The sequence below is a fragment of the Oceaniferula marina genome (assembly GCF_013391475.1).
Classification (GTDB): domain Bacteria; phylum Verrucomicrobiota; class Verrucomicrobiia; order Verrucomicrobiales; family Akkermansiaceae; genus Oceaniferula; species Oceaniferula marina.
The window spans coordinates 678,955-704,645 of the sequence record NZ_JACBAZ010000004.1 but is presented as its reverse complement, the minus strand read 5'-3'; the positions used below and the strand labels follow the sequence as shown (position 1 = coordinate 704,645).

General features: G+C 53.2%; 20 protein-coding genes. 12 read left to right on the top strand and 8 right to left on the bottom strand.

What is annotated here, in order from left to right; genetic code table 11:
* Nucleotides 1–54: 54 nt before the first annotated feature.
* Entirely contained in the window at nt 55–927 is an 873-nt protein-coding gene (locus tag HW115_RS13025) for a PEP-CTERM sorting domain-containing protein (RefSeq protein WP_178933304.1), read from the bottom strand.
* Between the two features lie 128 nt (nt 928–1,055).
* On the opposite strand from HW115_RS13025, the gene HW115_RS13020 reads away from it, so the two are divergent.
* On the top strand, nt 1,056–2,246 hold the full coding sequence (locus HW115_RS13020; protein ID WP_319609294.1) for an AraC family transcriptional regulator: 1,191 nt from the start codon (nt 1,056–1,058) through the stop codon (nt 2,244–2,246).
* A 187-nt stretch (nt 2,247–2,433) separates the two neighbouring features.
* Nucleotides 2,434–3,234, top strand: a complete 801-nt coding sequence (locus HW115_RS13015; RefSeq protein WP_178933302.1) for an SMP-30/gluconolactonase/LRE family protein — start codon at nt 2,434–2,436, stop codon at nt 3,232–3,234.
* A 15-nt stretch (nt 3,235–3,249) separates the two neighbouring features.
* Here the strand turns inward: HW115_RS13015 and HW115_RS13010 are convergent, their stop codons facing one another.
* The gene (locus HW115_RS13010) at nt 3,250–4,374 is read right to left on the bottom strand and encodes an aminotransferase class I/II-fold pyridoxal phosphate-dependent enzyme (RefSeq protein ID WP_178933301.1); all 1,125 of its coding nucleotides are present in this window, start codon (nt 4,372–4,374) and stop codon (nt 3,250–3,252) included.
* Between the two features lie 29 nt (nt 4,375–4,403).
* Nucleotides 4,404–5,228 (bottom strand): D-alanyl-D-alanine carboxypeptidase family protein, encoded by an 825-nt coding sequence (locus tag HW115_RS13005; protein ID WP_227021484.1) that lies wholly within the window; start codon nt 5,226–5,228, stop codon nt 4,404–4,406.
* 158 nt (nt 5,229–5,386) lie between these two features.
* Here HW115_RS13005 and cdaA point away from each other — a divergent pair, with 158 nt between their 5' ends.
* The 4 genes from cdaA to HW115_RS12985 all read left to right on the top strand — a co-directional run bounded on the left by cdaA (nt 5,387) and on the right by HW115_RS12985 (nt 8,245).
* On the top strand, nt 5,387–6,223 hold the full coding sequence (cdaA, locus tag HW115_RS13000; RefSeq protein WP_178933299.1) for a diadenylate cyclase CdaA: 837 nt from the start codon (nt 5,387–5,389) through the stop codon (nt 6,221–6,223).
* A gap of 144 nt (nt 6,224–6,367) precedes the next feature.
* Nucleotides 6,368–7,024 (top strand): dethiobiotin synthase, encoded by a 657-nt coding sequence (gene bioD / locus HW115_RS12995; RefSeq protein ID WP_178933298.1) that lies wholly within the window; start codon nt 6,368–6,370, stop codon nt 7,022–7,024.
* 39 nt (nt 7,025–7,063) lie between these two features.
* Nucleotides 7,064–7,537: a GNAT family N-acetyltransferase gene (locus tag HW115_RS12990; RefSeq protein ID WP_178933297.1), complete on the top strand. Its 474-nt coding sequence runs from the start codon at nt 7,064–7,066 to the stop codon at nt 7,535–7,537.
* A 21-nt stretch (nt 7,538–7,558) separates the two neighbouring features.
* The gene (locus tag HW115_RS12985) at nt 7,559–8,245 is read left to right on the top strand and encodes a ubiquinone/menaquinone biosynthesis methyltransferase (RefSeq protein WP_227021483.1); all 687 of its coding nucleotides are present in this window, start codon (nt 7,559–7,561) and stop codon (nt 8,243–8,245) included.
* A gap of 19 nt (nt 8,246–8,264) precedes the next feature.
* Here the strand turns inward: HW115_RS12985 and HW115_RS12980 are convergent, their stop codons facing one another.
* The gene (locus HW115_RS12980) at nt 8,265–9,758 is read right to left on the bottom strand and encodes a sulfatase (RefSeq protein WP_227021482.1); all 1,494 of its coding nucleotides are present in this window, start codon (nt 9,756–9,758) and stop codon (nt 8,265–8,267) included.
* 114 nt (nt 9,759–9,872) lie between these two features.
* On the opposite strand from HW115_RS12980, the gene hisC reads away from it, so the two are divergent.
* The gene (hisC, locus tag HW115_RS12975; RefSeq protein ID WP_178933296.1) at nt 9,873–10,991 is read left to right on the top strand and encodes a histidinol-phosphate transaminase; all 1,119 of its coding nucleotides are present in this window, start codon (nt 9,873–9,875) and stop codon (nt 10,989–10,991) included.
* Between the two features lie 20 nt (nt 10,992–11,011).
* Nucleotides 11,012–12,355, top strand: a complete 1,344-nt coding sequence (gene mnmE, locus HW115_RS12970; RefSeq protein WP_178933295.1) for a tRNA uridine-5-carboxymethylaminomethyl(34) synthesis GTPase MnmE — start codon at nt 11,012–11,014, stop codon at nt 12,353–12,355.
* Nucleotides 12,356–12,508: 153 nt separating this feature from the next.
* Here mnmE and HW115_RS19815 read toward each other — a convergent pair whose 3' ends face one another.
* The 3 genes from HW115_RS19815 to HW115_RS12955 form a co-directional block, all read right to left on the bottom strand.
* Nucleotides 12,509–12,895, bottom strand: coding sequence for a hypothetical protein (locus tag HW115_RS19815; RefSeq protein ID WP_227021517.1), 387 nt, complete (start codon nt 12,893–12,895; stop codon nt 12,509–12,511).
* A 274-nt stretch (nt 12,896–13,169) separates the two neighbouring features.
* Nucleotides 13,170–14,423, bottom strand: a complete 1,254-nt coding sequence (locus HW115_RS12960) for a porin (protein ID WP_178933293.1) — start codon at nt 14,421–14,423, stop codon at nt 13,170–13,172.
* Nucleotides 14,424–14,705: 282 nt separating this feature from the next.
* Entirely contained in the window at nt 14,706–15,461 is a 756-nt protein-coding gene (locus HW115_RS12955; protein ID WP_178933292.1) for an HAD family hydrolase, read from the bottom strand.
* A gap of 104 nt (nt 15,462–15,565) precedes the next feature.
* On the opposite strand from HW115_RS12955, the gene HW115_RS12950 reads away from it, so the two are divergent.
* Both HW115_RS12950 and HW115_RS12945 read left to right on the top strand, forming a co-directional pair.
* Nucleotides 15,566–16,945 (top strand): peptidylprolyl isomerase, encoded by a 1,380-nt coding sequence (locus HW115_RS12950; protein ID WP_227021481.1) that lies wholly within the window; start codon nt 15,566–15,568, stop codon nt 16,943–16,945.
* Nucleotides 16,946–16,962: 17 nt separating this feature from the next.
* Nucleotides 16,963–18,243 carry a peptidylprolyl isomerase gene (locus HW115_RS12945; protein WP_178933291.1) on the top strand — a complete coding sequence of 427 codons (1,281 nt, stop codon included), beginning with the start codon at nt 16,963–16,965 and terminating at the stop codon, nt 18,241–18,243.
* Between the two features lie 27 nt (nt 18,244–18,270).
* Here HW115_RS12945 and ilvY read toward each other — a convergent pair whose 3' ends face one another.
* Nucleotides 18,271–19,167, bottom strand: a complete 897-nt coding sequence (ilvY, locus tag HW115_RS12940) for an HTH-type transcriptional activator IlvY (RefSeq protein WP_178933290.1) — start codon at nt 19,165–19,167, stop codon at nt 18,271–18,273.
* Between the two features lie 220 nt (nt 19,168–19,387).
* On the opposite strand from ilvY, the gene ilvC reads away from it, so the two are divergent.
* Both ilvC and HW115_RS12930 read left to right on the top strand, forming a co-directional pair.
* On the top strand, nt 19,388–20,857 hold the full coding sequence (gene ilvC / locus HW115_RS12935; RefSeq protein WP_178933289.1) for a ketol-acid reductoisomerase: 1,470 nt from the start codon (nt 19,388–19,390) through the stop codon (nt 20,855–20,857).
* A gap of 226 nt (nt 20,858–21,083) precedes the next feature.
* Nucleotides 21,084–25,616 (top strand): beta strand repeat-containing protein, encoded by a 4,533-nt coding sequence (locus HW115_RS12930; protein WP_178933288.1) that lies wholly within the window; start codon nt 21,084–21,086, stop codon nt 25,614–25,616.
* Nucleotides 25,617–25,691 lie beyond the last annotated feature (75 nt).

The following is a 25,691-nucleotide window of genomic DNA, read 5'->3' as shown; positions in this document are numbered from 1 at the left end:
CCGGATGAATCGTTCCAGAAAGGCTGATAAGGAATAAAGCTTGAGGGGGGAAGCTTATTTTCGCCGACGGAGGATCAAGGCGAACCCGCTCAGTCCGAGCAAGGTTGTGGCGCTTGGTTCGGGAATCGCGGTGATGGTGCCGTTGCTTTCCGAAAAATAGGTGTCGAAGTTGGCCCCGTTAATGGTTGTTCCATCGTAGACGAGGTTGATGCTTTCGATCTCACTGATCCAAGCCGCTTTGTCCCAGTTCGCATTACTCATACTTCCGGACCAATCTGCTTGAAGCGTGATGGTTGACCCTGTGAAGAAATACTGGTTGTTTGCTGCGGTTGTAGCCGCACCGGTTAAAGTGAAGTTTCCACCCATGGTGATGGAGCCGGAGCCACTCACCCTGACGTTCTGTGTTCCTAGATCAGCATTCCCGCCGATGAGGCTGAGACTGCCATCGACGGCCCAAAATCCGAGATTGGTGAAGGTGCCACCTGTGATGTTAACCACAGTGCTTGATGCCAGGGACTGGAGGCGTGATCCCCCCACTCCTGAAGAGACGATGCTGCCACCGGAAATTGTAGCTGTGGTATGATCATCAAAACTGAGAACCCGGTTCCCGTCAATGCTGGCATTTCCGGACATGTTCCAAGCCAACGTGCCACCTGCGTTTGAATTTTCAAACGTGGCATCGGTGTAACTGACTCCTGTTTTTGTTAGGGTGGCGGAGGTGTGATTGACGCTGACAGCTCCTGCTGTATTGACATCGAGGTTGCCGAGGTCTCCGGCTACAGCGATGTTGCCGTCGTTGCCAGCTGTGGGGAGGCCGTTGTCCCAGTTGCCGGCATTATTCAAGGCTCCGCCAGTGAAGGAAGTCGCGGCACCCGCGTAGCTGAGTGATAGCAGAGAGCATGCTGCGGTGAAGGTGGTGTATTTCATATTGGTTTACTTGGTTTCTTTTGAAGAGTCCATCGGTACCTGTCCGTGACAGATCACAGTGGACGATCAAAGCTGTCAGGAATCTCAATCTCTGATAATACATGAATGTGCATTTTTATGGAATAATCGTGCAATCTAAGCTAGGGAGTTCAGCCATGGAGCATCAGATACAGGAACGGGGGGTGAGGCGGGGCGTATTACTGGCTCTGAACTGGTATCATCCGAAGTTACATCATGGTATTGCTCGTTTTGCTGCCGGCCACGGTTGGCATTTGGAGGCGGGCGTGGCATTGGGGGGGGATCCTTTTCCTGCTCATTGGCATGGAATGGGAGTGATAGCGGCGGTGGAATATCGGAAAAAAATCAAAGAACGATACCCTTGGGTTGGCGGGAATCTGGTGTTGGTTGGCCATACCGGTGAGGATGTGGATGAATATCACTCGGTATCAGACGACCACTGTGCGATTGTAGAGCAAGCGATTGAGCATTTTCAGGCCAAAGGGTTTCGGCAGTTTGCTTGTTATTGTCCGAGTCGGGATCTTGTTGGCGTGAGGGTGAATCATTTTGTCAAGGTCCTCAAGGAGCAGGGAATGCCATGTTGTTTGTTGGTTGCTGATTCCGGGGACTGGCTGAGCAGGCATCATTGGTTGATGGAGGAGCTTTCCCAGTTGCCGGCGGGGACGGCGGTGTTTTGCCAGAATGATGAATTTGCCACCGAGGTGATTGAGGCGTGTCTGGATGCGGGGATCGGTGTTCCTGACCGCTTGGCCGTGATCGGTGTCAGAAATGACCCATTGATCTGTGACTCGTTACAAATCCCCTTGAGCAGTGTGGATAACAATTTGTTTCAGGTTGGCTATCGCGCTGCGGAGTTACTGGAATCGCTTTTTCAGGGGGTCGCTGGAAAACCGGCGCATCACAAGGTGGCCCCATCCGGTGTGAGGGCACGGGCGAGCACTTCGTTGCTGGCCGGGGAGTTGAGAGATCCAGAGTTTCATCGTGCGATGAAGGTGATACGGACTCACTTTACCCGTCCGGAGTTCGATTGTCCCATGCTGGCGAACTTGTGTTCGGTTAGCTTGCGCAAGTTGTATCTTATTTTCCAACGTTCTCATGTCAGAAAGCCAGCTGAAGAGATTCGGTATCAGCGCGTGGCGATGGCAAGAAACCTGCTCAGAACAATCACTTCGCCTGTGGAGGTCGTAAGCGAGCGTTGTGGTTTTGGAAATATTCGCTCTTTCTACATGGCTTTTCGTGATGTCGAAGGCGCCACTCCAGCGGCATTTCGCAAGGGCCTGAATCGACAAACGGAGGTTTAAGTATCGATGTTGGTTCGTCGGCTGGCTGCACGATAGGCATCCACGCTTCACTGCAAGAATCGGGTTGGGGGTGTCGTATGACAGGGCAATGATGCAAAGGATTCGTTTATATGGGATTTCGTCTGTTTTGTTGGCGTTTGGTGGCTTGATGATAACGGGCTGTGAAAAGGGCGGGGAAACGTCCTCCGTGAAAGTTGGGCTCGTGTTGCTGGAAACGATCGATGGTTTTGATGTTCCGGAGTGTGTCTTGGCCGATGGGGATGTGCTTTATGTCTCCAATATTGAAAGTGAGCCGGGCGAATATTGGAATGATGACGGCCGCTCACACATCAGTCGGATCTCTGCTGATTTGCAAAAGCGTGATTTGCGCTGGCTGGACAGTTCGGAGGAGTTTCCGATTCATTCGGCGAAGGGGATGTGCCGCTTGGGCTCTGATTTGTATTTTACCGATAACACCCGTTTGCTGCGCTGTGATGCAATCACAGGAGAGGGGCTGGCTGTCGTGGCGCAGGGGTTTGAAAAGGCCAATGATTTAGCGACGGACGGTCGTTCGGTTTGGTTGTCTGATGTCGCTCAGGGGAAGGTGTTTTGTATTTCGCCTGATGGCACACAGCGGGAAATTCAGGCACCTGCCGGGGTGAATGGTTTGACCTTTCGTGGGGACAAGATGTTTGCTGTTAGCTGGGACCTGCATGACCTTTACGAGTTGGATCCCTCGGGCAAAAAGGCTCCAGTGGCCTTTGGCCTGGCTGAGCATTTTACCAACTTGGATGGTATTGAAACACTCGACGACGGATCGTTTCTGGTGTCCGATTTCAAAGGAAACCAAGTGTGTCATGTAAGTGCAGACCGTCAGCGGGTAACGAAGCTGGCGGATGTGACGACACCCGCGGATATCGGGATCAACCGGGAGCAAGGCTTGCTATACGTTCCCAGTTTTCTGGATAACAAGGTTCTGGTTTATCGAATCAAGGGTTCAACGGAATAATCCCGGGTTTGATTTTTACTGGCTTCGATCGATCAGGGTTTTTGCGAGCTCCGAGATCTCGGATGGATTGTGTGCAGCACTCAGCGTGATGCGCAGGCGGGCAGTCTTACGTGGCACGGTCGGATAGCGAATGGCGGGAACGCGCATGCCTAAATCTCGAAGTATTTTAGAAAGTTGCAGAGCTTCTTTGGATTCACCAATCATCCAGGGAATGATAGCAGAACCTGGTTGTTTCGGAAGTTGGAGTGCGTCTTGCAGCGTGGATATATTTTGCCACAGTCGTTGACGGAGTTGTGCTCCTTCCTGACTGCGAATGATGCGGATGGCTTCGGCTGATGCGGCGGCTTGTGCCGGTGGCGGAGCGGTTGAATAGATAAATGAGCGGGCTCGGTTGATGAAAAGGTCAACCCAGATCTGTTTGGCTGCGAGGTAGCCGCCGCCAACACCTGCAGCTTTCCCCAGAGTGCCCATATGGAAATCGATTGCGCCCTGAAGGCCGAGTTTTTCAGCGAGGCCCATGCCGGTAGGTCCGAGGATGCCGAGTCCGTGTGCTTCATCGACCATGAGCAGAGCTTGGTATTCTTTGCAGAGGTCGCTGATTTCTTTCAGCGGGGCTGCATCTCCATCCATGCTGAAGATGGACTCGGTGACGACAAGTGTCCGGCTGTCCGAACTGGCTTTATCTGCGGTGGAGGTGAGCAGGGTTCGGAGTTTGGGGAGGTGGTTGTGGGGAAAGACGCGAATGGTGGCTCCGCTCATTCTGGCGCCATCGATCAGGCTGGCATGGCAGAGTTTGTCGAGGATCACGGTGTCTCCTTTTTGTAGGAGGGACGTGAGGATGCCAACGGAGGTGCTGTAGCCGGTGGCAAAGGAGATGGCGGCTTCGGTGCCTTTGGCCTCGGCAAGGGTGGATTCAAGCTCACGGTGGGCCGGGGAGGTTCCACAGATGAGTCGCGATGCAGTGGAGCCGTTGCCGTAGCGTTGGATGGCATCGGTCCAGGCTTCCGCGATTCCGGGATGGCGGGCGAGGCCGAGGTAATCGTTGGAAGCAAAATTGATCAGAGAGGCCTCCTCATCAGGGATGCTGCGCAGCAGGGAAGCCTGCTGCAGCTGGGCCAATTCATCTTCCGGTTTACGCATGGGATTTTAAATCATGATAGTGGCCATTGTTACCGTGCGGCGGGACGCTCCAGCGACCAGCGCAGCAGGCGTTCGGAATCGCGCCAGATGGTGCTGGATGTGGCTCCGAGCACGACCACGATGGCGGTGCGACCGTTCAGGGTGCCGCTTGAGATCAGACAGCGGCCTGAGGCTCTGGTGGTTCCGGTTTTCATCCCGTTGCAGTAGTTGACGCTTTTCAGCACCCGGTTGGTATTTTTGAGATACTTGGTGCGCCCGTTGGAGAAGCGGAAATTGTAGCCTTTGGTTTTGATGATCCCCCGGATGGCAGGGTTTTTGAAGGCCTCCCTTGCGCAGATCGCCATATCTCTGGCGGTGGAATATTGACCCGTGGCTGTCAGCCCGTGTGGGTTGAGGAAGTTGGATTCCTTCATGCCGAGGCTGCGGGCCTTCCGGTTCATGACATCGGAAAATTTACTTTCACTGCCGGCGACGCTGCGAGCAAGTGCGCGGGCGACGTCATTACCGCTTTTGACTAACAGGGCTCCGACGAGTTTTCTGCGGGTGTAGACTTCGCCGGGAAGGATGCCGAGCTTGGTGGGTTCGACCCAGGTGTCGCTTTTGGTGATGGTGAAGCTCTGGTTGACGTTGGTGTCGAACACGCAGAGTGCGGTGAGTAGTTTTTGGGTGCTGGCGACGTGGCAGCGCTCGCGGGAATTTTTTTCGTAGAGGACCCGCCCGCTCATGTAGTCAACAACGATGGCGCGTTTGGCGCTGATGCTGGGTGGGGCTTTACGAGGGATGGTGCCGACGATGGTGGGGTTCGCGGATGCGGGGACGATGGCAAGGACCAATGAGAGCAGAAAAAATCGCATGGTGTTCGAGACGTTGAGGCGGAATGAAGGGGAGTGATTACGCTCCCAAGCGTCCACCATGACAGGGGCAAGTCAAGGAGAACCCTTGTCTTGCTTGAGGAAAAGCGAAAATAAGAATTTCCCATGTGCGTGGTTTATGGCTAAATGAACGGCAGGAAGTGAGTTTTATTCAAGATTACTGGCGTGCGGTGGGGGAGATCCTGATTATATGGATCTGTCTCTACCAGATTTATCGTGCCTTCAAGGACACCCGGGGGGCCAGGATCATGGTCGGCTTGGCATTGCTCTTGATGGTTTTGTCCTCGGTTTCCTTGATTTTGGATCTCAAAGTCATCTGGTGGATTATGAAGCACCTGTTCCTTGGTATGGCGGCAGCCTCCCTGATTATTTTTCAACCGGAGTTGCGTAACGCCTTGGCCAAACTGGGAAGCACCAAGTTGTTTTCCTTTTCCCAATCCCAGACCCATGAGTTTCTCGATACTTTTTCCGAGGCCGTGAGCCAGTTGTCGAAAAAACGGATTGGAGCTTTGTTCGCGTTTGAACGATCGATCTCCTTGAAAGAGCACCTGAAGACGGGCGTGGAGTTGGATTCCGTTTTTTCTCCGGAGTTTGCGTTGACGGTGTTTCATCCGAAGACGGCTTTGCACGACGGAGGTATGATCATTGCCCAGAACAGGGTGGCAGGTGCCGGTTGTGTGTTTCCTGTAAGTTCCCGTGAGTTGTCCGACCGCAGTACGGGGCTTCGCCACCGGGCTGCCATCGGTGTGACCGAGGAGGCTGATTGTGTGGCCGTGGTGGTGAGTGAGGAAACCGGGCAGGTGTCGATTTGTGTGGATGGGAAGCTGTCGCGTGGTTTAAGCGAGGACGCGTTCCGATCAAAACTGGAACATATCTTTTTACCAAAGGAGAGAGAGCATGAAGAAAAAATGGATGAACAATTGGCCGGCGAAGCTGGCGACCTTGATGGTGGCCGTGGTAATCTGGCTGCTGATTAAGTACATGCTCTATAACGAGAATACACGGGGCTCGCAGTTTAGGATGTTCGAAGAGCGTGCGCGCTAGTGACTGTCGAAATGGATTGAGGGCGGCTGCTTTTTGAGCCGTGTCAGAGGGACGCCAGAAGAGGTGGATTTAGATTTATGAAGGGATTCTTTATTACAGGAACAGATACGGATGCGGGCAAAACGTATGTGAGCTCGTTGATTCTCAAGGCGCTTCGTCAAGAGCGCGTGGATGTGGTTGGCTATAAGCCGATTTGTTGTGGTGGTCGTGAAGACGCCTATGCCTTGCAAGAGGCCTCGGGTGGAGATGCCGGGGGTGCTTTGGATCTTTACAAGGTGAACCCATTTTGGGCACGGACTCCGGCAGCCCCCTATGTGGCGGCGATGTTTGAGAAAAAAGATCTGGAAATTGCGCCTTTGATTCAAGGGGCTGCGGATCTTGCTGCGGCTCATGATGCGGTGCTGGTTGAGGGTGTTGGTGGCTGGATGGTTCCGATCACCAAGGAATATATGATTGCGGACCTCGCCAAGGATATCGGGTTGCCCGTGATTTTGGTGGTTGGAAACCGCTTGGGGACCTTGAACCACACCTTGCTGACGGTGCAGTCGATGCGCTCGGCCGGAATTGAACCGGTGGGCATGGTGGTGAACAACCTGGTGGATGAACTCGATACCGCTACGGTGACCAACAAAAGTTTGGTGGAAGATCTGACCGGGGTTCCGGTTTTGGCCGATGTGATTCAGGGGCAGGAAGAAATTGAAGCCTGGCCGTTTCTTGAATTGCTGGAACAATAGTCAATGGACATTGCTCTGGGCATGCTGTAGGAATGGCGCATGATTGACATGTTGGTCAGGCTGTATGAGTTGCCGGATACGCAGGATGTGTACCGGCGGGTTGAGAATCAGGGGGTTATTCTGCGCCGGGCACGTGCGTATGAACGGCATCTGGTTGCAGCTTGGGCGGCAGAGCATTTCTCCCCCAAGTGGGAGAGCGAGGTGAAGGTCGCTTTTTCGCGCCAACCGGTGACCTGTTTCCTGGCGACCCGGGATCAGGAGATTCTCGGTTTTGCTTGTTATGAGACGACCGCTCGTGGGTTTTACGGCCCGACCGGTGTGTCTGAAGCGGCTCGTGGGACCGGGATCGGCAAAGCGCTGCTTTTTAAATCGATGGAATCGCTCAAGGACTTGGGTTACGTCTACGGAATGATTGGCGGGGTTGGCCCGGAGGAGTTTTATGCCAAGGCCATTGGTGCCGTTGGTATCCCGGGCAGTGACCCCGGAATCTACCGTGATATTTTACCAGGCTAGTGGGTATTAGGAATTTACAACTTGAAGTTTAATAAGGTGCAGGACCCTGGATATGTAAAAAAGGCATTTAGTCGTATCGCGGATCGTTATGTGGTGACCAACCATGTCTTGAGTCTGGGAACCGACATCTTATGGCGGCGTAAGGTTGGCCGGATCGTGGAGCGCTGGCAGCCAGTAACCATTCTCGATTTGGCGACCGGAACCGGTGATCTTGCCTTGGAACTCCAGCGGGATTGTCCGGGAGCAATGGTGACGGGCGCGGATTTCTGTGAGGAAATGCTGGCGCACGCTGCCGAGCGCGGCGTAGCCAAGACGGTGGTGGCCGACGCCATGAACATGCCGTTTAAGGATGATGAATTCGATGTGCTGACGGTCGCTTTCGGTCTGCGCAATATGGCGAGCTGGCCGGATGCCTTGGAAGAAATGCGCCGTGTCATTCGCCCTGGCGGTCACCTGCTGGTGCTTGATTTTTCGCTTCCGACCGGAATCCTGAGGCGCCCCTACCGCTTTTACCTCAACAAGGTGCTACCGAAAATTGCCGGCATGATGACCGGAGAAGGGGACGCTTACGAATATCTGGCAGGGACCATCGAACAATTCCCCAGCGGTAGTAAAATGACGGACCTGATTGAGTCCTGCGGCTACAAAAATGCCCGCTGCAAGCCCTTGAGCTTCGGGATTGCAAGTATTTACACGGCTGAGGTGTAGCCGTTTGTATGGATGGCTATTATTCTTTCCTCGATTGGATGGCTTTGACTTTGGATTGCCAGTAGGCATTGATGTTGTAGTAGCTGACTTTCGAGAGTGGGGCCTGTGACTTGGGGATGTGTTGATCGAACCGACCCTTGACCGCGGTATATTGATTCAGCTTAGCGAGATTATTCCATTCGTTGGGGTCGGTTTTCAGGTTATAGAGTTCTTCAGATCCATCTTCGTATCGGATGTAGCGGTATGTGCGATCACGAATGGAAAAATTTCCCACGCCGTATGAGGTGACCGCGAGGTGTTTCCAATCGGCTTTTGGGTTTTGCAGCAGGGGTTTCAGGCTGTGTCCTTCTGCCTGTGGGTTGGTTGGCAGTTGGCAAAGGTCCAGCAAGGTGGGGTAGATGTCGAGGAGTTGAGTGGGGGCTTCACATTTTCCTCCAGCGATGGTGTCTGGCGATTTGATCAATAAGACGGTCCGGGTGTCTCTCTCCCAGATCGCCTGTTTGGCAAAACGGTTTTTTTCTCCGAGGTGGTATCCGTGATCTGACCAGAGGACGACGATGGTGTTATCTGCATATTCGCTCTGGCACAAGGCATTGAGAACCTTACCGATTTGGGCATCGGCAAAGGTGGTACATGCCAGATAGGCGTGAATGATATTGTTCCATTCGTTGTTTTGAATGGCCCATTCGGTTGTGGGCATCATGGGAACCTCGGCAATTCGTTTTCCCATATCCGGCACATCATCCATGTCCTCAGGATGGTAAGCTGGTAATTGAATTTTGTCGGCTTGATACATATCAAACCATTTTTGTGGGACATACCACGGGACGTGAGGACGGCAGAATCCAATGGCCATAAAAAAGGGTTTGTCGTGTTTTTCTCCGAGTTTTTTTACCGCATAAGCTGCAGTTTTAACGTCGGGCATGGATTGGTCGCTTTCTGGATAGGCACCCCAGTCGGTTTGGGTTCCTGGAGGGAATCCGGTGTCTTTGGGCTCAAATTTAAATTTCTTTTTGGGCTTCGGACCCATGCTGCTACCCGGTCCGTATTCATCAAAAAGAATCCTGCCTCCTTGATGCAGAATTTTCCCCGCACCAATGGATTTGTAGCCATGCTGCTCAAACCAGTCGCTGAGAAAAGTGCTTTTGTTGGCTGCGGTGTTGGCCTTTTTGATGTTTTTATCATGGATCTGTAAATAGATACCCGTGGTTGTGGGGTGGAGTCCGGTGATGACGGAAGCGCGGGATGGACCGCAGATCGGGGCTTGGCAGTGGTTATTCAAAAAGAGCATTCCATCCTGTGCCAAGCGGTCGATGTTCGGGGTGATCGCTTGGGGATGGCCACCCATGCAGCCAATCCAATCGTTGAGGTCGTCAACCGCAATCATCAAGACATTGGGATGTTTCTGGTTCTTCTCCAATGTCGCTTTTACCTGCCAGGGGATAGAAGCCAGACACAGAGTGCCAAGTGCCAGAACAAGTTTACCCCTAGTGGACTGGTTGATGCATCTCATGACGACTTAATACGCGGAAGTGGGAAGGGTCTATCCATTTTATTGGAATGATACCGAGAGGCATCGATGTGATATTGGATTGCGCATTGGAGGGATCTCGCCTAGTTTCCGCGCATGTCGAGCGACCCATCATCCCTTCAGCCCGTTCAGCGGTGTGCGAACCAGTTTGTCTGTGACCTCGTTGCCTATGAGCCGGGGAAACCGATCGAAGAGACCGCCCGTGAGCTTGGGCTGGATCCCGAAACAATCGTCAAACTGGCATCGAATGAAAACTCCCTCGGGCCATCCGCGATGGCGCAGGAGGCGATGCGTGCGGAGTTGAGCCAGGCGCACATCTACCCGGACGGTGGAGGATACAAGCTGCGTTCCGCCCTCGCAAAAAAATACGACCTCGGTCTTGAGCATGTGGTGCTGGGCAATGGATCAAATGAAATCATCGAGTTGCTTTGCCATTGTTTTTTGAATCCGCAGGCGGAGTTGATTGCCGCGGAACACGCTTTTGTCGTCTACAAGTTGATGGCCACCTTGTTTGGTGCCAAGTATGTCGAGGTCTGCGATCCCGATTTTATCCATGACCTGGATGGTATGGCCGCGGCGATTACTGAGGATACACGCCTTGTGTTTATAGCCAACCCCAACAACCCGACGGGAACCTATGTCGATGAGCATGCTCTGGACCGCTTCATGGCGCAGGTGCCGGACCACGTTGTCGTGGTCTTCGATGAGGCGTATTACGAGTTCTGGCAGGACGCGCCGGATACCTTGAAATACATCCGCGAAGGGAAAAACGTCTGTGTGCTGCGAACCTTCTCAAAAGCCTATGGCCTGGCCGGTCTGCGTATCGGTTACGGGCTGGCTGCTCCGGGTGTGGCCGCTATTTTACAGAAGGCCCGCCAGCCGTTTAATGCCAATGCCATGGCCCAGACTGCCGCCTTGGCCGCCTTGGAAGATAAGGAGCACGTCGCCAACACCAAGGCCATGAACGACGAGGGACTGGCATTTTACGCCAGTGCTTTTGAAGCACGAGGGTTGGAGTATGTGCCTAGCGTGGCGAATTTCGTTTTGGTCAAGGTGGGGGACGGTGATGCTGTCTTCCAGGCGATGCTTGAGAAGGGCGTGATCGTGCGTGCGATGCGTGGATACAAACTTCCAGGCTGGGTCCGGATTTCGGTGGGAACCAAAACGGAAAACGAACGCTGCATCGAGGTTCTCGATGAGGTGCTGGCATCCTGAGATTGACTCTCGATATTCCGATGGACACGACGATTGCTGCGATTGCTTCCGCCCCGGGAATGGGTGCGGTAGGTTTGATCCGGGTGAGTGGACCGGAGGCGATGGCTTGTGTTAGTCGTTGTTTGCCCGAGGGGCGCAAGGTGGAAGAATTCGCCGAACGTTACGCTACCCTGACGCGGATCGTGGATGGCGATGGTGCTGTGATTGATGAGGCCCTGGTGACCAGCTTTCGAGGGCCCCGGAGTTACACCGGTGAAGATTCGGTTGAGATCGCCTGCCACGGAGGTGTGCTAGTGATGCGTCGGGTGCTTGAGCGATTGCTCGAGTGTGGCGTCGAGGCCGCTCAGCCGGGTGAGTTCAGCCAGCGGGCCTTCATGAATGGCAAGATGGATCTGACCCAGGCCGAGGCGGTGATGGATCTGATCTCTGCCCAGACGGATCTGGCGATGCGTGCTGCGCATGAGCAACTGCAGGGTAGATTGGGAAACCAGACCGAGGCCTTGCGATCAGAGCTGCTCGGGATTGCTGCGCATGTGGAGGCCTTCATTGATTTTCCCGAGGAAGATATTGATACGGATACCGGTGTGGAGTTGTCGAAGCGTTTGCTTCAGGCCGCTGCGGGGGTAGATCGATTGTTACAGACCGCGGAGCAAGGGCGGGTGCTCCGTGAGGGTTTACGGACCGTGATCTTTGGTGCTCCCAATGCTGGGAAATCGAGTTTGCTGAATGGTTTGTTAGGATATGAGCGGGCCATTGTCAGTGATATCGAAGGAACGACCCGGGATACAGTGGAAGAGGTGCTGAACCTCAAAGGCATTCCCGTCCGCCTGATCGATACCGCCGGTGTGAGACATACCGAGGATGTGATTGAGCAACAGGGGGTGGACCGCACCCGTGCCCAAGTGGAGACGGCGGACCTGATTCTTGAAGTGGTGGATGGAAGCCAGCCTCCTGCTCTACGCCTGAGTGAGGAAGAAATTGCCGGACGCCATCATGTATTGGTGATCAACAAGTCGGATCTTGGCGTTTATGCTGCTTGGCAGGCTGAGCAGGGTGTTGCGGTTTCATGTTTGCCCGGGCAGAACCTGGATGACCTGGTAGCGGCGATAGCTCACGAAATTTCTCTGGGTGCCGGTGAATGGGGTGGTCATGCTGTGGCGATCAATGCCCGTCATCAGGCGTGTTTGAAGCGGGCTCGGCAGTCACTGCTGGCCGCAGAGCAAACCTTGTCAGCCGGAGAAGGGGCTGAGTTTATTTCCATGGACCTGCGCGAAGCGATGGACGCCGTGGGTGAAATTGCCGGCCGGATCGATACCGAGGAACTACTCGGTGAGATTTTCGGTAGTTTTTGTATCGGGAAGTAGCGGCTGGGTTTGACCAAACGCCCCCGGTAGGACCGATTTGCGTCGGTAGGGCTGATAGGCCTCAATCAGCCGTGGCTTGCGCGTGTTTGCGGTTTCTCCCCGGAGGATTGAGGCCAATCCTCCCTACCATCTATCGCTGTGTCAGTTCGAAAATTAGATGTTGATAGAGAACTCTGGACGGCTTGATTTGTTTTTGTTAGTGTTGGTATGATGAAGCCGACTCGCAAAACGCTCAGACATGAAACGCCTTTTTGGGTGGGTGGCGTGTTCCCTGAATGTTATTTTATTACCATCTGCACCCGCCCAAGGGGGATCAACCAGCTTGCCATTGTTTCTGTTTGGGATGAATTGCAGCCAACCCTTGTCTCTCGGAACAAAAGAAATCTTTGGAGTTGTCGGCTGTTTCTTGCCATGCCGGATCACATTCATGCTCTCATTCTGTTTGATGGCGCGAAACGCATGAGTGAGGTGATTAAAGACTGGAAACGGTGGATCGCAAGGACCTTGAATATCAAATGGCAGGATGGTTATTTTGATCATCGGCTGCGTAGTCAAGATTCGTTGATTCAAAAGCGATCTTATATACTCGATAACCCGGTTAGGGCAGGCTTGTGTGATAAAGCTGAAGACTGGCCATTCCGGGTGACGTGGTAGGGCTGATTGGCCTCAATCAGCCGTGCTTTGCCCTTGTTCTCGGTTTCTCTCCGGAGGATTGAAGCCAATTCGCCCTAGCGTGAGAAGGGACAAAAAAGGGGCGCACCCATAACGGATGCACCCCACAGACAGATTATGAAAAATTGCTTGAAATCAAATCCTAGAAATAGGTGCGGAAGGCGAGCCAGAGCGTGGTGCCGTCGGCGTCACCATCCGGGGTGTCGAGGTTTTGGTATTCGACACCGGTCATGATTTTGGCGTTGTCGCCGCAGAGATACCAGTTGAGGCCGGCGTAAAGCGAGTGATGGCTGTCGCCACGTCCGCTGTTGACATCGCCACCGTTGTCGGCACGGAAGTAACGGCTGTTGGTGCGCACACCTTCAGACTCCTCGGAACCCTGCCATTGATATTGACCAACCAACTCCAGGGAGTCCTGCGCAATCCAGTAGGTGCCCATGAGGACGGCTCCGTAAAAGAGACCTTCGCGGTCTTCGTTACCGAGGTCGCCGTGGTCGCCCACGATGGCGTTGGCCATGTATCCCCAACGACCGCAATCTCCTGCATAGGCAACCGAAGCCGCCCAGTCGTATCCGAACCAGTCAACGAGGGCGTCGCCGCTGTCGTCGTGGTAGAGGAAGTCGATGAGGAGTTCGCTGTCGTCACTGAAGGTTTTGGTGACGTTGGCGTAGTAACCGATGCCATCGCTCCACTCTCCGATCACGGAGTCCCACTCGGTGCCGGCGATCTGGTCACTGAAGACGGCGAAGGCGCCACTCCAGGATCCTTTGGCTGCGTCGACGGTGAATCCGACCGGACGGGCGGAGCGGTAGATGGTATTGGCGAGGGCGGAACGCTCAACCGTTTTGATTTTTTTCGAGGAAGTGTGGGCTTCCTGGGACATTTTGAGCTTTTGGCGGCCGTAGGTGAAATGAAGTTGATCCAATCCTCCGGTTCCGAATGCCTTGCCGGCGTCGAAGGTGAGTTTGGCTTCATCGAACACAGCGGATGCCACATCGGGGAATCCCCAGTTGATGCTGTTGGCGCTGGTGTGTTTGGCGTCGGCTACGAGGTTGACGTTGGCCTTGAGCTTGAAGTAGTTGGCAAACTTCATCTGGGCACCGAGGCGGAAGCGGCGATGGGTGGCGAATGAGGAGTTGAAATCATCTCCGTTGACGTCGTTGCCATCGATGTGCGCTGACTGCCACTGGTAGCGGCCGAAGAATTTCAGCTCCTGGACGTATGGGTTGTCGCCGTTTTTATAGACAGTGCCGATGCCTTTGAGGGTATCACACCAGTCACCGCATGGGTTGCTTTCCGGGGCTTCAACAGGTGTCGTGGAACCAGCGAGTGCCGGCAGGGCGGAACCGAGAACAGCCACGGTGGCGGCTGTTGCAAGTTTATTGGTTTGAGTCATGAATTGATTTGGTTGTAGTTGAACGTGCCAGTCATCGTGTAGGGGGGCACGAATCCTGACGGCGCAGAATACAACACATCCGGGTCGCTGTGACGGAATGGAATGGTGTAACAAAGTTGTCACATAGGATCCTGATTTCAAAATACAGGCTGTAGGGGATGGGGGAGTGCTTGCCCACGGTTGCGCGAGGGCAAAACCGGGGCCCGGTTCACGCGGCAAGATGATCCGGGGTAACAAAAAATGCCGGAGTGTGGTATCCCGGAGGATTGAGGCCAATCCTCCCTACCGTTGGTGGTAGATCCCAAGCGCCTGGCGGATACAGGCAAAGGCAAATTCGCGTTTGCCGGTGGTGGGTCGTTCCGGGGTGTAGGTTTTCCATCCGCGTGGTTCGCCTGCGGCGCGCAGTTTGTCCGTCGGATGAACCATGCTGGCGGATTCGCAGATGTTGAGCATCGGGAGATCGACGTGGCTGTCGGAAAACCCATGGCTGTCGGGGAGGGGGGTGCCGGCTTCGGGGGCGAACCCTTCAGGAAGGATCGAGCGCATTTTGACAATTTTATTTTCGCTCTTGTTGTTGCCTCCGATGATGTCGGGGAACAATCGGACCCGGGGGGCTGTTTCCAGAGTGGTGCCGAAGTAGAAATCGAAACCAAGTCGTTTGGCGATGGGTTTGACCCAGATCTCGGGGCTGGCAGAGCTGAGTACGGTGATCCGGCCTTGTTGTTTTTGCTGCTCCAGAACTTCGAGCATTTCAGGGTAGAAGCTGTCGGGGTAGTGTTGGTCGACAAATTCCTCGGCGAGTTGATCCAGTTCCGCTGGTGTCATTCCCCAGAGGTAATTGAGAAAAACGCGCTTCATGCCTTCACTGCCCAGGATTTTATGCAGGGAGAGGAAGGGGAGGAAGATGAGCAGGTAAAAGCGTCTCCACGGCATGCGTTTCAGGATGAAATCGCAGAACAGCAACTGGGTGTCCCATGGGATCAGGGTTTGATCGAGGTCAAAGAGCGCGTAGCCCCGGTCCGGCGTCTCCATTGTCATCTCTTGAATTGCTTGATGTTGAACGGCTTCCTGCACGGGCGGGAGGTTGATCTGTGAATTTCCGGATTGCAAGTCTGCATATGATGGTGCATCAGTCTCGCGACATGAAAGCCCTTATTTGTGCCCTTACATGGATGGTGCTCGCCTTGGCGAGCAATGTACATGCCCAGATCTATGCGGATTTCACCGTATCCCACGGTGGCTCCTCGCTGGGGACCTTCCGAGTCCAGTTGCATTATGACAAGGCTCCGAGGACTTGTGCAAATTTCATCGGTTTGGCGACCGGTCAAAGGGCATGGTTGGATACCACGACCGGTAAGGTGGTGACCGGCAAAAAGTACTATGACGGGCTGACGTTCCACCGCTTGATCCACAATTTTATGATCCAGGGAGGAGATCCCCGGGGGACGGGCTCGGGTGGTCCGGGATATGCTTTCCAGGACGAGTTTCACCCTGATTTGAGGCATGACGGGCGTTATATGTTATCGATGGCGAACTCGGGTCCTCATTCGAATGGTTCCCAGTTTTTTATTACTTTCGGGGAAACTTCACACTTGGATGATAAGCACTCGGTGTTTGGTGAGGTCATCAATGATGCGACATACCCAGATGGCCGTGCAATTATCGATGATTTTACCAACAGCAATGTTTTTTCGACAGGGGTGAATGATCTTCCGAATGCTCCGATTGTGATTGAATCCGTTGTGATATCAGGTGCTGGCTTGGCTGGATTTAATATCCATGACCCAGCCTTAGCTCTACCCGTGGTGACGGCGGTTCAACCTGAAGTGAAATACGATTTGGCTTCGCAGGAATACACGATGACTTTTGATCGTCAGGCTTTGGGCGAATATTACCTGACTGAGTCCAAGGATTTTTCCACTTGGACGTCTCTGAAGGAGACCGTTGATGAGCAGGAATCATCGATACCTTACTTATTCAGTGCGGATCACGCTGATGATACGAGTGAAGTGTTTCGAGGTATTCAGGGTGAGCGCTACTTCACTAGAATGGTGCAAACCCAGTATAGTTCCCTCCTGCGAGCCCCTCAAGATATGACCACGGCAGGAAGTGTGTTTTCATTGCCCATGGGTGACTCAGAAACGGTTGATGTAACATTCGACGGGAGCGGTGGAGGGACGTGGGCCCATTCCGGAGGAGGCTCCGGAGCGTTAACACTGCTGTATTATGAACAGCCATTACATCAGGCGTCCGGAATAGAACGGAAAACCTATAGTTTGGCTCGGTGGATGCCGATAGCCCGACTGGCGGTTGTTTTTGATGTCCCTGTAGGGTCTGAAAAATGGACGACGTTGAATTTTTGGAATTTAAATAATGGACAGCTGCAATGGTATATCAATTTCCATTCCCCGACATCTGGATGGTGTGACGGGGCCATTGTTTATCAAATCCCCGGACCCGGGGGGGTAGGTACTGCGGAAGACGTTAAGTTTGTACGTTTACCCTTCACCTACACACCTTGATTGATCAAATGATGTTCATGTTGAAACGCAGCCTATGCTTGGTCGGGGGGCTGGCCATGGCGACGGGTTCGGTATCCGCACAGATCTATGCGGATGTCAAAACCACGAAGGGGACGTTTACGATGCAGCTGTATTACCAGACAGCGCCGCGTGCCGTTGCCAATTTTATTCGATTGGCTGAGGGGTCGAGTTACTGGTTGGATCCTTCGAACGGCCTGTTGAAAAAGGAGCCATACTACAACGGTCTAAAATTTCACCGTGTGTTGCAAGGTGTGGTCAGCCAGGCGGGAGCCCGGGTCGATGAACCCACGGATGACGGTCCAGGCTACACCTTCCGTGATGAGATGGGTATCCCGGGGGCGGTGGATCGCTTCTGGTTGGTTTATATGGATAATATCGGCCCCAATACCAACAGGGCCCGTTTTTTTATGACGGCTTCCTCAGCGCCAGTCACCTACAGTGCGCATACCTTGTTTGCCCAAGTGAACAATGACCCGCAGGCGTCGGACCCTTATGCGTCGAGAAAAGTCTGTTATGACATCAATCAGGTAGCGGTTGATGACGAATGGAAACCTGTGGACGATGTGATCATCGAAGAAGTTTCGATCAGGCGTGTTGGAGCTTCAGCCCAGGCTTTTGATGAGCACGGTCAGGATCTGCCGCAGATGGCGCCATTAGCTTTCAGTTTGCTCGATCCCAAGGGGGATGCGAGCTTGGAAATGGAGATGCCGCCGGGGAGTCTGACTCGCCTGAGTTACAGCGGTGATCTGAATGATTGGCAGCAAGAACCTTCCCGATTGTTAAGTGGTGCCTCGGAGGCTGAATCAGCCTGGGATGTATCTTCCCTGATCGGAGATGCATCGAACATGTTTTTCCATGTTTCGCAGGTGAAATTTCCGGCAAACTCAGTCTATTGGCCCGATCAGTTGAAGGGAAGGGATATGCAAATTGCCACCAACGTTGTCCCCGAGGTTTCAGGTCAGATTGGAACCAGCACGGTTTACCGTTTTAGTTCTGAAAGCGGGGGGACGGCATACAATGCCGTGGGTGCGGGTGCTTTCAATGTGAAGGTGCAGTCCAGGCACTGGCTGGGATCTGCGATGGAATTTGAGACACCCTATAGCTGCATATACAATGGGAAGGTGCATACGATGAAATACCGCCTGCATTTGGGAGTTGATAGCATGAGTTTATCGAATTATTCGGGCCGAATCCGGGGATCGTTGGTTTTGTTTCGTGGTGGCGAGGAACGGGCATCCTTCGGGGTGACTGGAACCTTGTCGATTACTTCGACTTGAGAAGGCGTCCGCCCATGCTGCCGGCCTCTACTTGGCTCCTGTCCGACGGGAACGAGAGGGCTCTTGCAGCTGGTGCTGTTCCGCCAGGTGCCACAAGGCATGGATGTTGTTTCGCTTTAAGTTGGCCGGTGTGGTGCAGAGTCCGACGACGTAGGGTTTGAGTTTTGGCGTTTGGCGGATGATTTTAACTTCATATCGGAACGGGCTCCGTTCGAGCACCAGCTCGGGGACGATACCGATGCCGCAGCCTAGCCGGACCATGGCCAGCAGTCCTTCGTTGCCTGAGACCTCGGTGCTGATGCGGGGGCGGATGTTTTGTTGCTTCATCCATCGGTCGAGTCGATTTCTGGACAAGCCGGTGCGGGGAATGACGAGGGGGGTGCGCGCGGGATCGAAGTCCTGGTCAAAATCTTTGGGTCCGATAAAAACGAGCTTGGTTTTGGTGAGCGGCATAAACGCCAAATCTTTGAGTGGGTGATCCGGCAGCGCGGCTACGGACAAGTCAATGTCTCCAGAGATGACTTGCTGCAGGGATTGTTCCGCAGATCCGGTTCGAAGTTCGAGGTGCACATCCGGGTATTGAGTGCGGTAGGCCTCCAGTAATTCAGGCAGAAGACTGTAAACGGCCGTTACCGATGCATAGATGGAAACGAGGCCTCCGACGGTGTCAGGCAGCTGCAGCTCCCCTTGCAGGCGTTGCCAGTCACGGATGGTTTTTTTTGCATACTGCTGGAAAGTGATACCTGCTGAAGTCAGGGTGACACTGCGGTTGTTTCGCTCGAACAGTTCTTGTCCTACAGAGTTTTCCAGACGCTGGATGCTGCGAGTCAGTGCGGAGGCGCTGAGGTTGCAGAGTTGACTGGCTTTCCCAAAATGGAGCTGTTCGGCGAGAACCAGAAAATGTTGTAGTTCGTGAAGGTTCATCGATCAGGGGAGGTTTTGCTTATCAACTGGTGAGGAGAATTGTGCGAAAGGTGCAATGTGGAGATGTCTATTGTTGCGAAAAATGAAATGTAATGTGGCTGATAAATCAATTTACGCAAGGCTGAATCTAGGGTTCAATGCGCGCACCTTTTGCTGACATCGAGTCAGACGTCGACAGGCGGGAGGTATCCAAACCCCGAACACTCAAACCATCATTATTATGAGCAAGAATTATTTTAACACTCTGCCGCTGCGTCGTCAGCTACAGGAACTCGGAACCTGCCGCTTCATGGATGCTGCAGAATTTGCCAATGGCACGGAAGCAGCCAAAGGAAAGAAAATCGTTATCGTTGGCTGTGGAGCCCAGGGACTGAACCAGGGACTGAACATGCGCGACAGCGGATTGGACGTGGCATACACCTTGCGTGATGCTGCAATCGCTGAAAAGCGCCAGTCGTATTTGAACGCCACGGAGAACGATTTCGCGGTGGGAACTTATGAAGAAATGTTGCCGACGGCTGACATTGTGATGAACCTCGCTCCAGACAAACAGCACACGTCCGTTGTGGAGAGTGTGGTTCCTCACATGAAAGAGGGTGCATGTTTCACCTATGCGCACGGATTTAACATCGTTGAAGAAGGAACAGAAATCCGCAAGGACCTGACCGTGATCATGGTGGCCCCCAAGTCTCCGGGATCCGAGGTTCGTGAAGAATACAAACGAGGATTCGGCGTTCCTACGCTGATTGCCTGCCACGGGGAAAACGACCCGAACGGTAATGGTCTGGAAATTGCCAAGGCACTTTGTGTTGCCCAGGGTGGACACCATGCAGGAGTCCTTGAGTCCTCTTTTGTGGCCGAAGTGAAGTCTGACCTCATGGGTGAGCAAACGATCCTTTGTGGTATGCTGCAGGCTGGATCATTGCTTTGTTTCGACAAGATGAAAGCCGAGGGTGTTGAGCCCGGTTTTGCTGTGAAGCTGCTTCAGGAAGGTTGGGAAATCATCACGGAGGCTCTCAAGCAAGGTGGTATCACCAACATGATGGATCGTCTTTCCAACCCCGCCAAGATCAAGGCCTTCCAATTGTCTGAGGAGCTGAAAGTGATCATGCGTCCGTTGTTTGAGAAACACATGGATGATATTATTTCCGGTGAGTTTTCAAGTACCATGATGGCTGATTGGGCCAATGGCGATGCCAACCTCCTGGGATGGCGTGAGGCAACCGGTCAGTCAGAATTCGAGAAGACCGAAGCAAGCGGTGAGATTTCCGAGCAGGAGTTCTTTGACAAGGGCATTCTGATGATTGCCATGGTGCGCGCCGGCGTTGAGCTGGCCTTCGAAGCCATGGTGGAAGCCGGGATTGAAGATGAGTCCGCATATTATGAGTCGCTGCACGAAGTGCCGCTGATCGCCAACACGATCGCCCGTAAGAAACTTTATGAAATGAACCGGATCATTTCCGACACCGCAGAGTATGGATGTTACCTCTTCGCTCACGCTGCCGTGCCGCTGCTGGAAGACTTCATGAAGACCGTCGGAACGGACGTGATTGGTGAAGGATTCGGCTGCTGCTCCACCGCTGTGGACAACCGCACCTTGGTGGATGTGAATTTCACGATTCGCAACCATCCTGTGGAAGAGATTGGTGAATACCTTCGTGATGCCATGGGCAACATGAAAGCCCTTTAATCCATTTTTTTCATTTTTTATCACACAGCCCGACGCCTTTGGTGTCGGGCTGTTTTGCTATCGAGGACTATGTATTCGGCAAAATTGACGATAGGGGGATAAATCTGTGGTTGACTTGAGTGGGCTTATTCTCCTATATCTTAGGCTAGTCTATCGTAGTGGTTTTTCCATGGGGCTATATGGAAAAATAACTTGATGCGATGGTTCACCCCACAACATGAATCCGATGAAAAAGAATATAGATATCAAGAAGGACCGTAATGCAGCCTTTGTGACAGAGTCAGGTATGGCAAATGAGAGACACTCGATGGTGACTCGATTGATGAAATCTTGCATGCTGATGGGTATGGCGGGAATCGTGATGACGAGTCAGACATCAGCTCAAAGCATCAGTGTAAACTTTGGAGCAGACCGAGGTGGTCCCATTAATGAAGCCGGGAAGACATCCGGAGCGGTTCTTGTTCAAGGTGATTATTGGAACAATACTACGGTGAACGGCGGGGGGACCTTAGGTAGTTTGGTCGATAGTACGGGGGTGGTGACTGGAGCCAGTGTGACCTGGACCGCGAATAACAGTTATTTGTCAGGTTCCACGGGGGCGACCGCAACATCGGAGAATGGAGATTTGACCACTGGTTATTTGGATGATGGTGGTGCAGGTTGGTCCGTGACGTTGGATTCACCGTATTTGTTGAATGATATTTATATGATTCAGGCAACGGACCAAGGTGGAGGGACATCGCAGGCTGCCAATTATGCTGCGGTTTCTGTGAATGGAACTTATTACAAAGGAGATGGCGCAGGGTCTACGGTTTTGGCCTCAGGTAGTGCGGATACGTGGTCTGGAGTGAACTGGACCAATGCGGATGCCTTGCTGGAAAGTGATCATTATTTAAAAGTGGAGGATCAGGTGTCCGTGGTGTTGGCTGCCGATCGGAACTCGGCGCGCGCTGCCATTGCGGGGGTTCAAGTAGTAAATGCCTACACGGGAACGTTGAGTTATTGGGATACCAATGGCGCGACAGCCGGTGCAGGTGGAGCGACTCCGAGTGGCAATTGGTCGGATGCTAATTGGTCGGCCAGTGAGACGGGCGAGGCTGCGACGTCGAACTGGACAGGTGGGCATGCCGCTGTCTTTGCTGCTGGGGGTGATGCTACCGGAGCATACACCGTGACCCTTGGTGGGTCTGAGAGCGTGGATGCGGTTTGGGTGCAAGAGGGTGATGTGACTCTGACAGGGGGTACGGTCGCGCTGGGAGGGACGGGTCTGCTGCGGGCCGACGGGGCCAGTACATTGACCATTGATTCGGGTTTGACTGCCACAGATTTAAATACACTGGGAGCCATTACCTTGAACAGTGCCAACACCGTGAGTGGACGGGCAACGATCACCGGAACCACAACCTTGGGTGCTGACCATAGTCTCGGGAGTTTGGCCGGCACAGGGGCCTTGGCCATCGGAGCCAACGCATTGACCGTGGGGAGCGATAATACGGACAGCTCGTATTTGGGTGCCTTGACCGGTAGTGGAAATCTCATCAAGAACGGGACAGGCACTTTGACTGTTCGCAATAACGTTGGCTACACCGGTGCAGCAACCGTGAATGCTGGAACGCTGAATGTAGATGGGGGAGGTAACCTGAACTGGAATGTCTCAGGCTCGGGTAACTTCTCTAAAACGGGAGGTGGCCAGTTGACCGTTCTCAGTGACATTTCAGTCACAGGGACGTTGACTGTGGAAGATGATATCCTCCAGGTCGGCGATGTGGGAACTGCGGGCTCGATCGGAAGCCCTTCAAGTATTGCTCTGAACCGGAACGGTCTGGCTTTGCGTTATCGCCTCAGCGGGAAGGATGTGGTTTTGGATTCTTCGAGTGTAACTTTCGGAGATGTGAATAGTCATTTGCGCCAACATGGAGGAACAGCCGTTGATAAGCTGACCATCACCAATACCACCCTTGCTGGAACGACGACGGATGCCAACGGCAGTGGCGTCCAAGGCCTTATGAGTTCCTATGGAGGTGAGCTGATTTATGGTACAGGAACGACAGCTACATTCAGAGAATTGCAGTTAGCTAACGGTAATGTGATTATCGAAGATGGTGCCGATGTGACAGCCCGTTATCTCAATATTGGTAATGGTGGCGGAACCTCGGGAACCATTACCCAGACTGGTGGCTCCGTCACGATGGAGGCAGGAAGTGCCGGGATTCGTATCGGGCACTGGTCCGGAACAGGAAGAGCTTACAATATCAGCGGTGGAACCCTTGATGCAACTGCCCTCTCTTCAAACGGTGGCGCCGCTCGTTATATTATGATGGGTTGGGATGGTGAAGGTGACATGACCGTAGGTGGTGGATCCGGAATCGCGACCGTCAAAGCCGCGGGTCTCCAGTTTGACCGCAATCGCGCAGGGAATGGATCATCGGCATCCACTCTGACTCTGCTGAGCCAGGGAGTCGTTGAAGTTGGAAGCTTGGGGATTGTCGGGCAGGGGGATAATGATGGAGTTGCTCTCAGTGGCGGTGTGTTAAAAGGTGTTGCCAATTCTAATTGGGGATCCAGAGTTGAGGCTGTTACATCGACGACGAGCACGATTGACGTGGATAATGGAGTTGCGGTCAATCAGACCGGTGTCTTGTTTGGCGATGGTACGATCAATAAAGCCGGTGATGGTTCCTTGGTTCTGAGCAATGCTGCAAATACTCACACGGGAACGATTAACGTGAATGCTGGCACATTGAATGTATCTGGCAATGTAAGCTCGAGTGTTGTTGTTAATAATGGAGGAGCCATTCAAGGAGGGACCGACACTGTTCCTGGAGCGGCCACCTTGACAACCTTGACCACAAATGGCGGCTCTGTTGCCAATTTCCGTGTTGGAGGTGGAACTGCTGATCAAATCAACGTCACAGGAGATGGCGAATTTACGATCAATGGCTCACATACTGTGAATATTATTCCTGCCGGGCAACTTGCGATCAACGATTCATTTATTTTGTATGATTATGAAGGCTTCATCAATGGTGATGGAGGTGATGGAATCAGTGCCGTCTTACCTAACCCTCACTACGGAGTGAGTGTAGTGAATGATTTCTTCAATACCTGGGTTACCCTCACCGTGGATTCGATCGATTCGGTCATTTGGACTGGAGCCGGTGGAAACGTATGGGACGTGGATACCACCGAAAGTTGGAAAACTGAGACCGGAGACACGGCCACGAATTTTTACGATTACGATATTGTGAAGTTCGACGATGCCAATAGCAGTGGTGGAACCATTAACCTGACGGGTGATATTCTCACTGCCAGCACATCGTTTGACCATAGCACCAATGATTTCACCCTGACCGGATCCGGAATTGGTGGCGCTGGCGGACTGACAAAGGCCGGCACCGGAACCTTGACCCTGCTGAATGACAATACTTATAGCGGAGCCACTGATATTCAGGCAGGATCCGTGGTTGTGGGTAATGGTGGGACAAGCGGAGCCATCGGAGGATCCGGTGATATCACGTTGGCGACAGGGGCTAGCCTAAGTTATAACCGCAGCGATGCTGTCAATCTGGGACGCCGTGTGGTCGGTGGTGGTGAGTTGATTTACAACGGTAGCTCGACATTCCGCACCGGACAGGCTGGGAATAACATGGACATCACCATCAACTCCGGAACCTATGAAGCGCTTGAAGGGGGGTGGGCTACTGGATATTTTTCCACTGCTAACAAAGTGATCACCATCAATGACGGTGGAACCCTGCTTACTGGAACGCACAGTTTGGGTGGCCTCGGTGGAGGATACCAGAGACCTGACCTTGTGATCAATCAAGGTGGAACGTGGACAGTGAATGGTGGTCACTATATGAGCGCCGGTGATATCACCTTGAACGGCGGAACGATCAACGTCACGAACACGGACCTACGTCTGCAAGGTGGAACCATGGCTGTGAATGAGTCGACCGGAGGATCCACAATCAGTGGCCTGAAAATGACGCTGCATGCCACTCCGACATTTAATGTTGCGGATGGTGCTGCCGACAATGATCTGACAGTTTCCGCTGTCATAGGAGAAAGCGGAACCCGTGGCTTCAATAAATCTGGCGCAGGTAAAATGCTTCTCGAAGCAGTGAATACATTCACTGGAAAAATAACAGTGAATGAGGGAACACTGGAACTGGGAACCAACGCGTCTGTTGCCAATAGCTCGGAGATCTCAGTGCAAAGCGGGGCCTCGTTTAACGTTTCTGCGGTGGACGGAGGTTTTGTCCTTCAGGATGCCCAGAAGCTCAGTGGTAGCGGAGCTTTCCTCGGGCCTATCCAATTGGCATCCGGATCGGTGATTGCCCCGGGTAACAGTGCCGGCACGATGACCTTCGATTCTGCCATGATTCTTGGCGTCGGATCGACCTTGGACTTTGAGCTCAGTGGATCAGATCAAACCACTGGCTCGGGTATCAACGATTTGATGACCGGTATCACGGATCTCACACTGGACGGCACCTTAAACGTGGCCGAACTGGTGGCGGATGATTTCCTCAATGCCGAGGCTGGCGACCGTTGGGTGCTGCTGGAATACTCAGGCACGCTGACCGATAACGGATTGGATCTGGGAACACTGCCTACTTTGACCGCAGGTCTTGACTTCGAATTGGACCTCTCTGGAGGAGGTGAGGTTGGCCTGGTCGTTATCCCTGAGCCCTCAACCTTCACCTTGTTTGGGCTGGGTGCCTTGGCTCTGATCATGCGCCGCCGTAAAAGCTAAGAGCGCTTCATATTTGAGCATTTGCATATTTCTACTTCGTGAATAATACCCCCGTGTTTTCACCCTAAAATATAA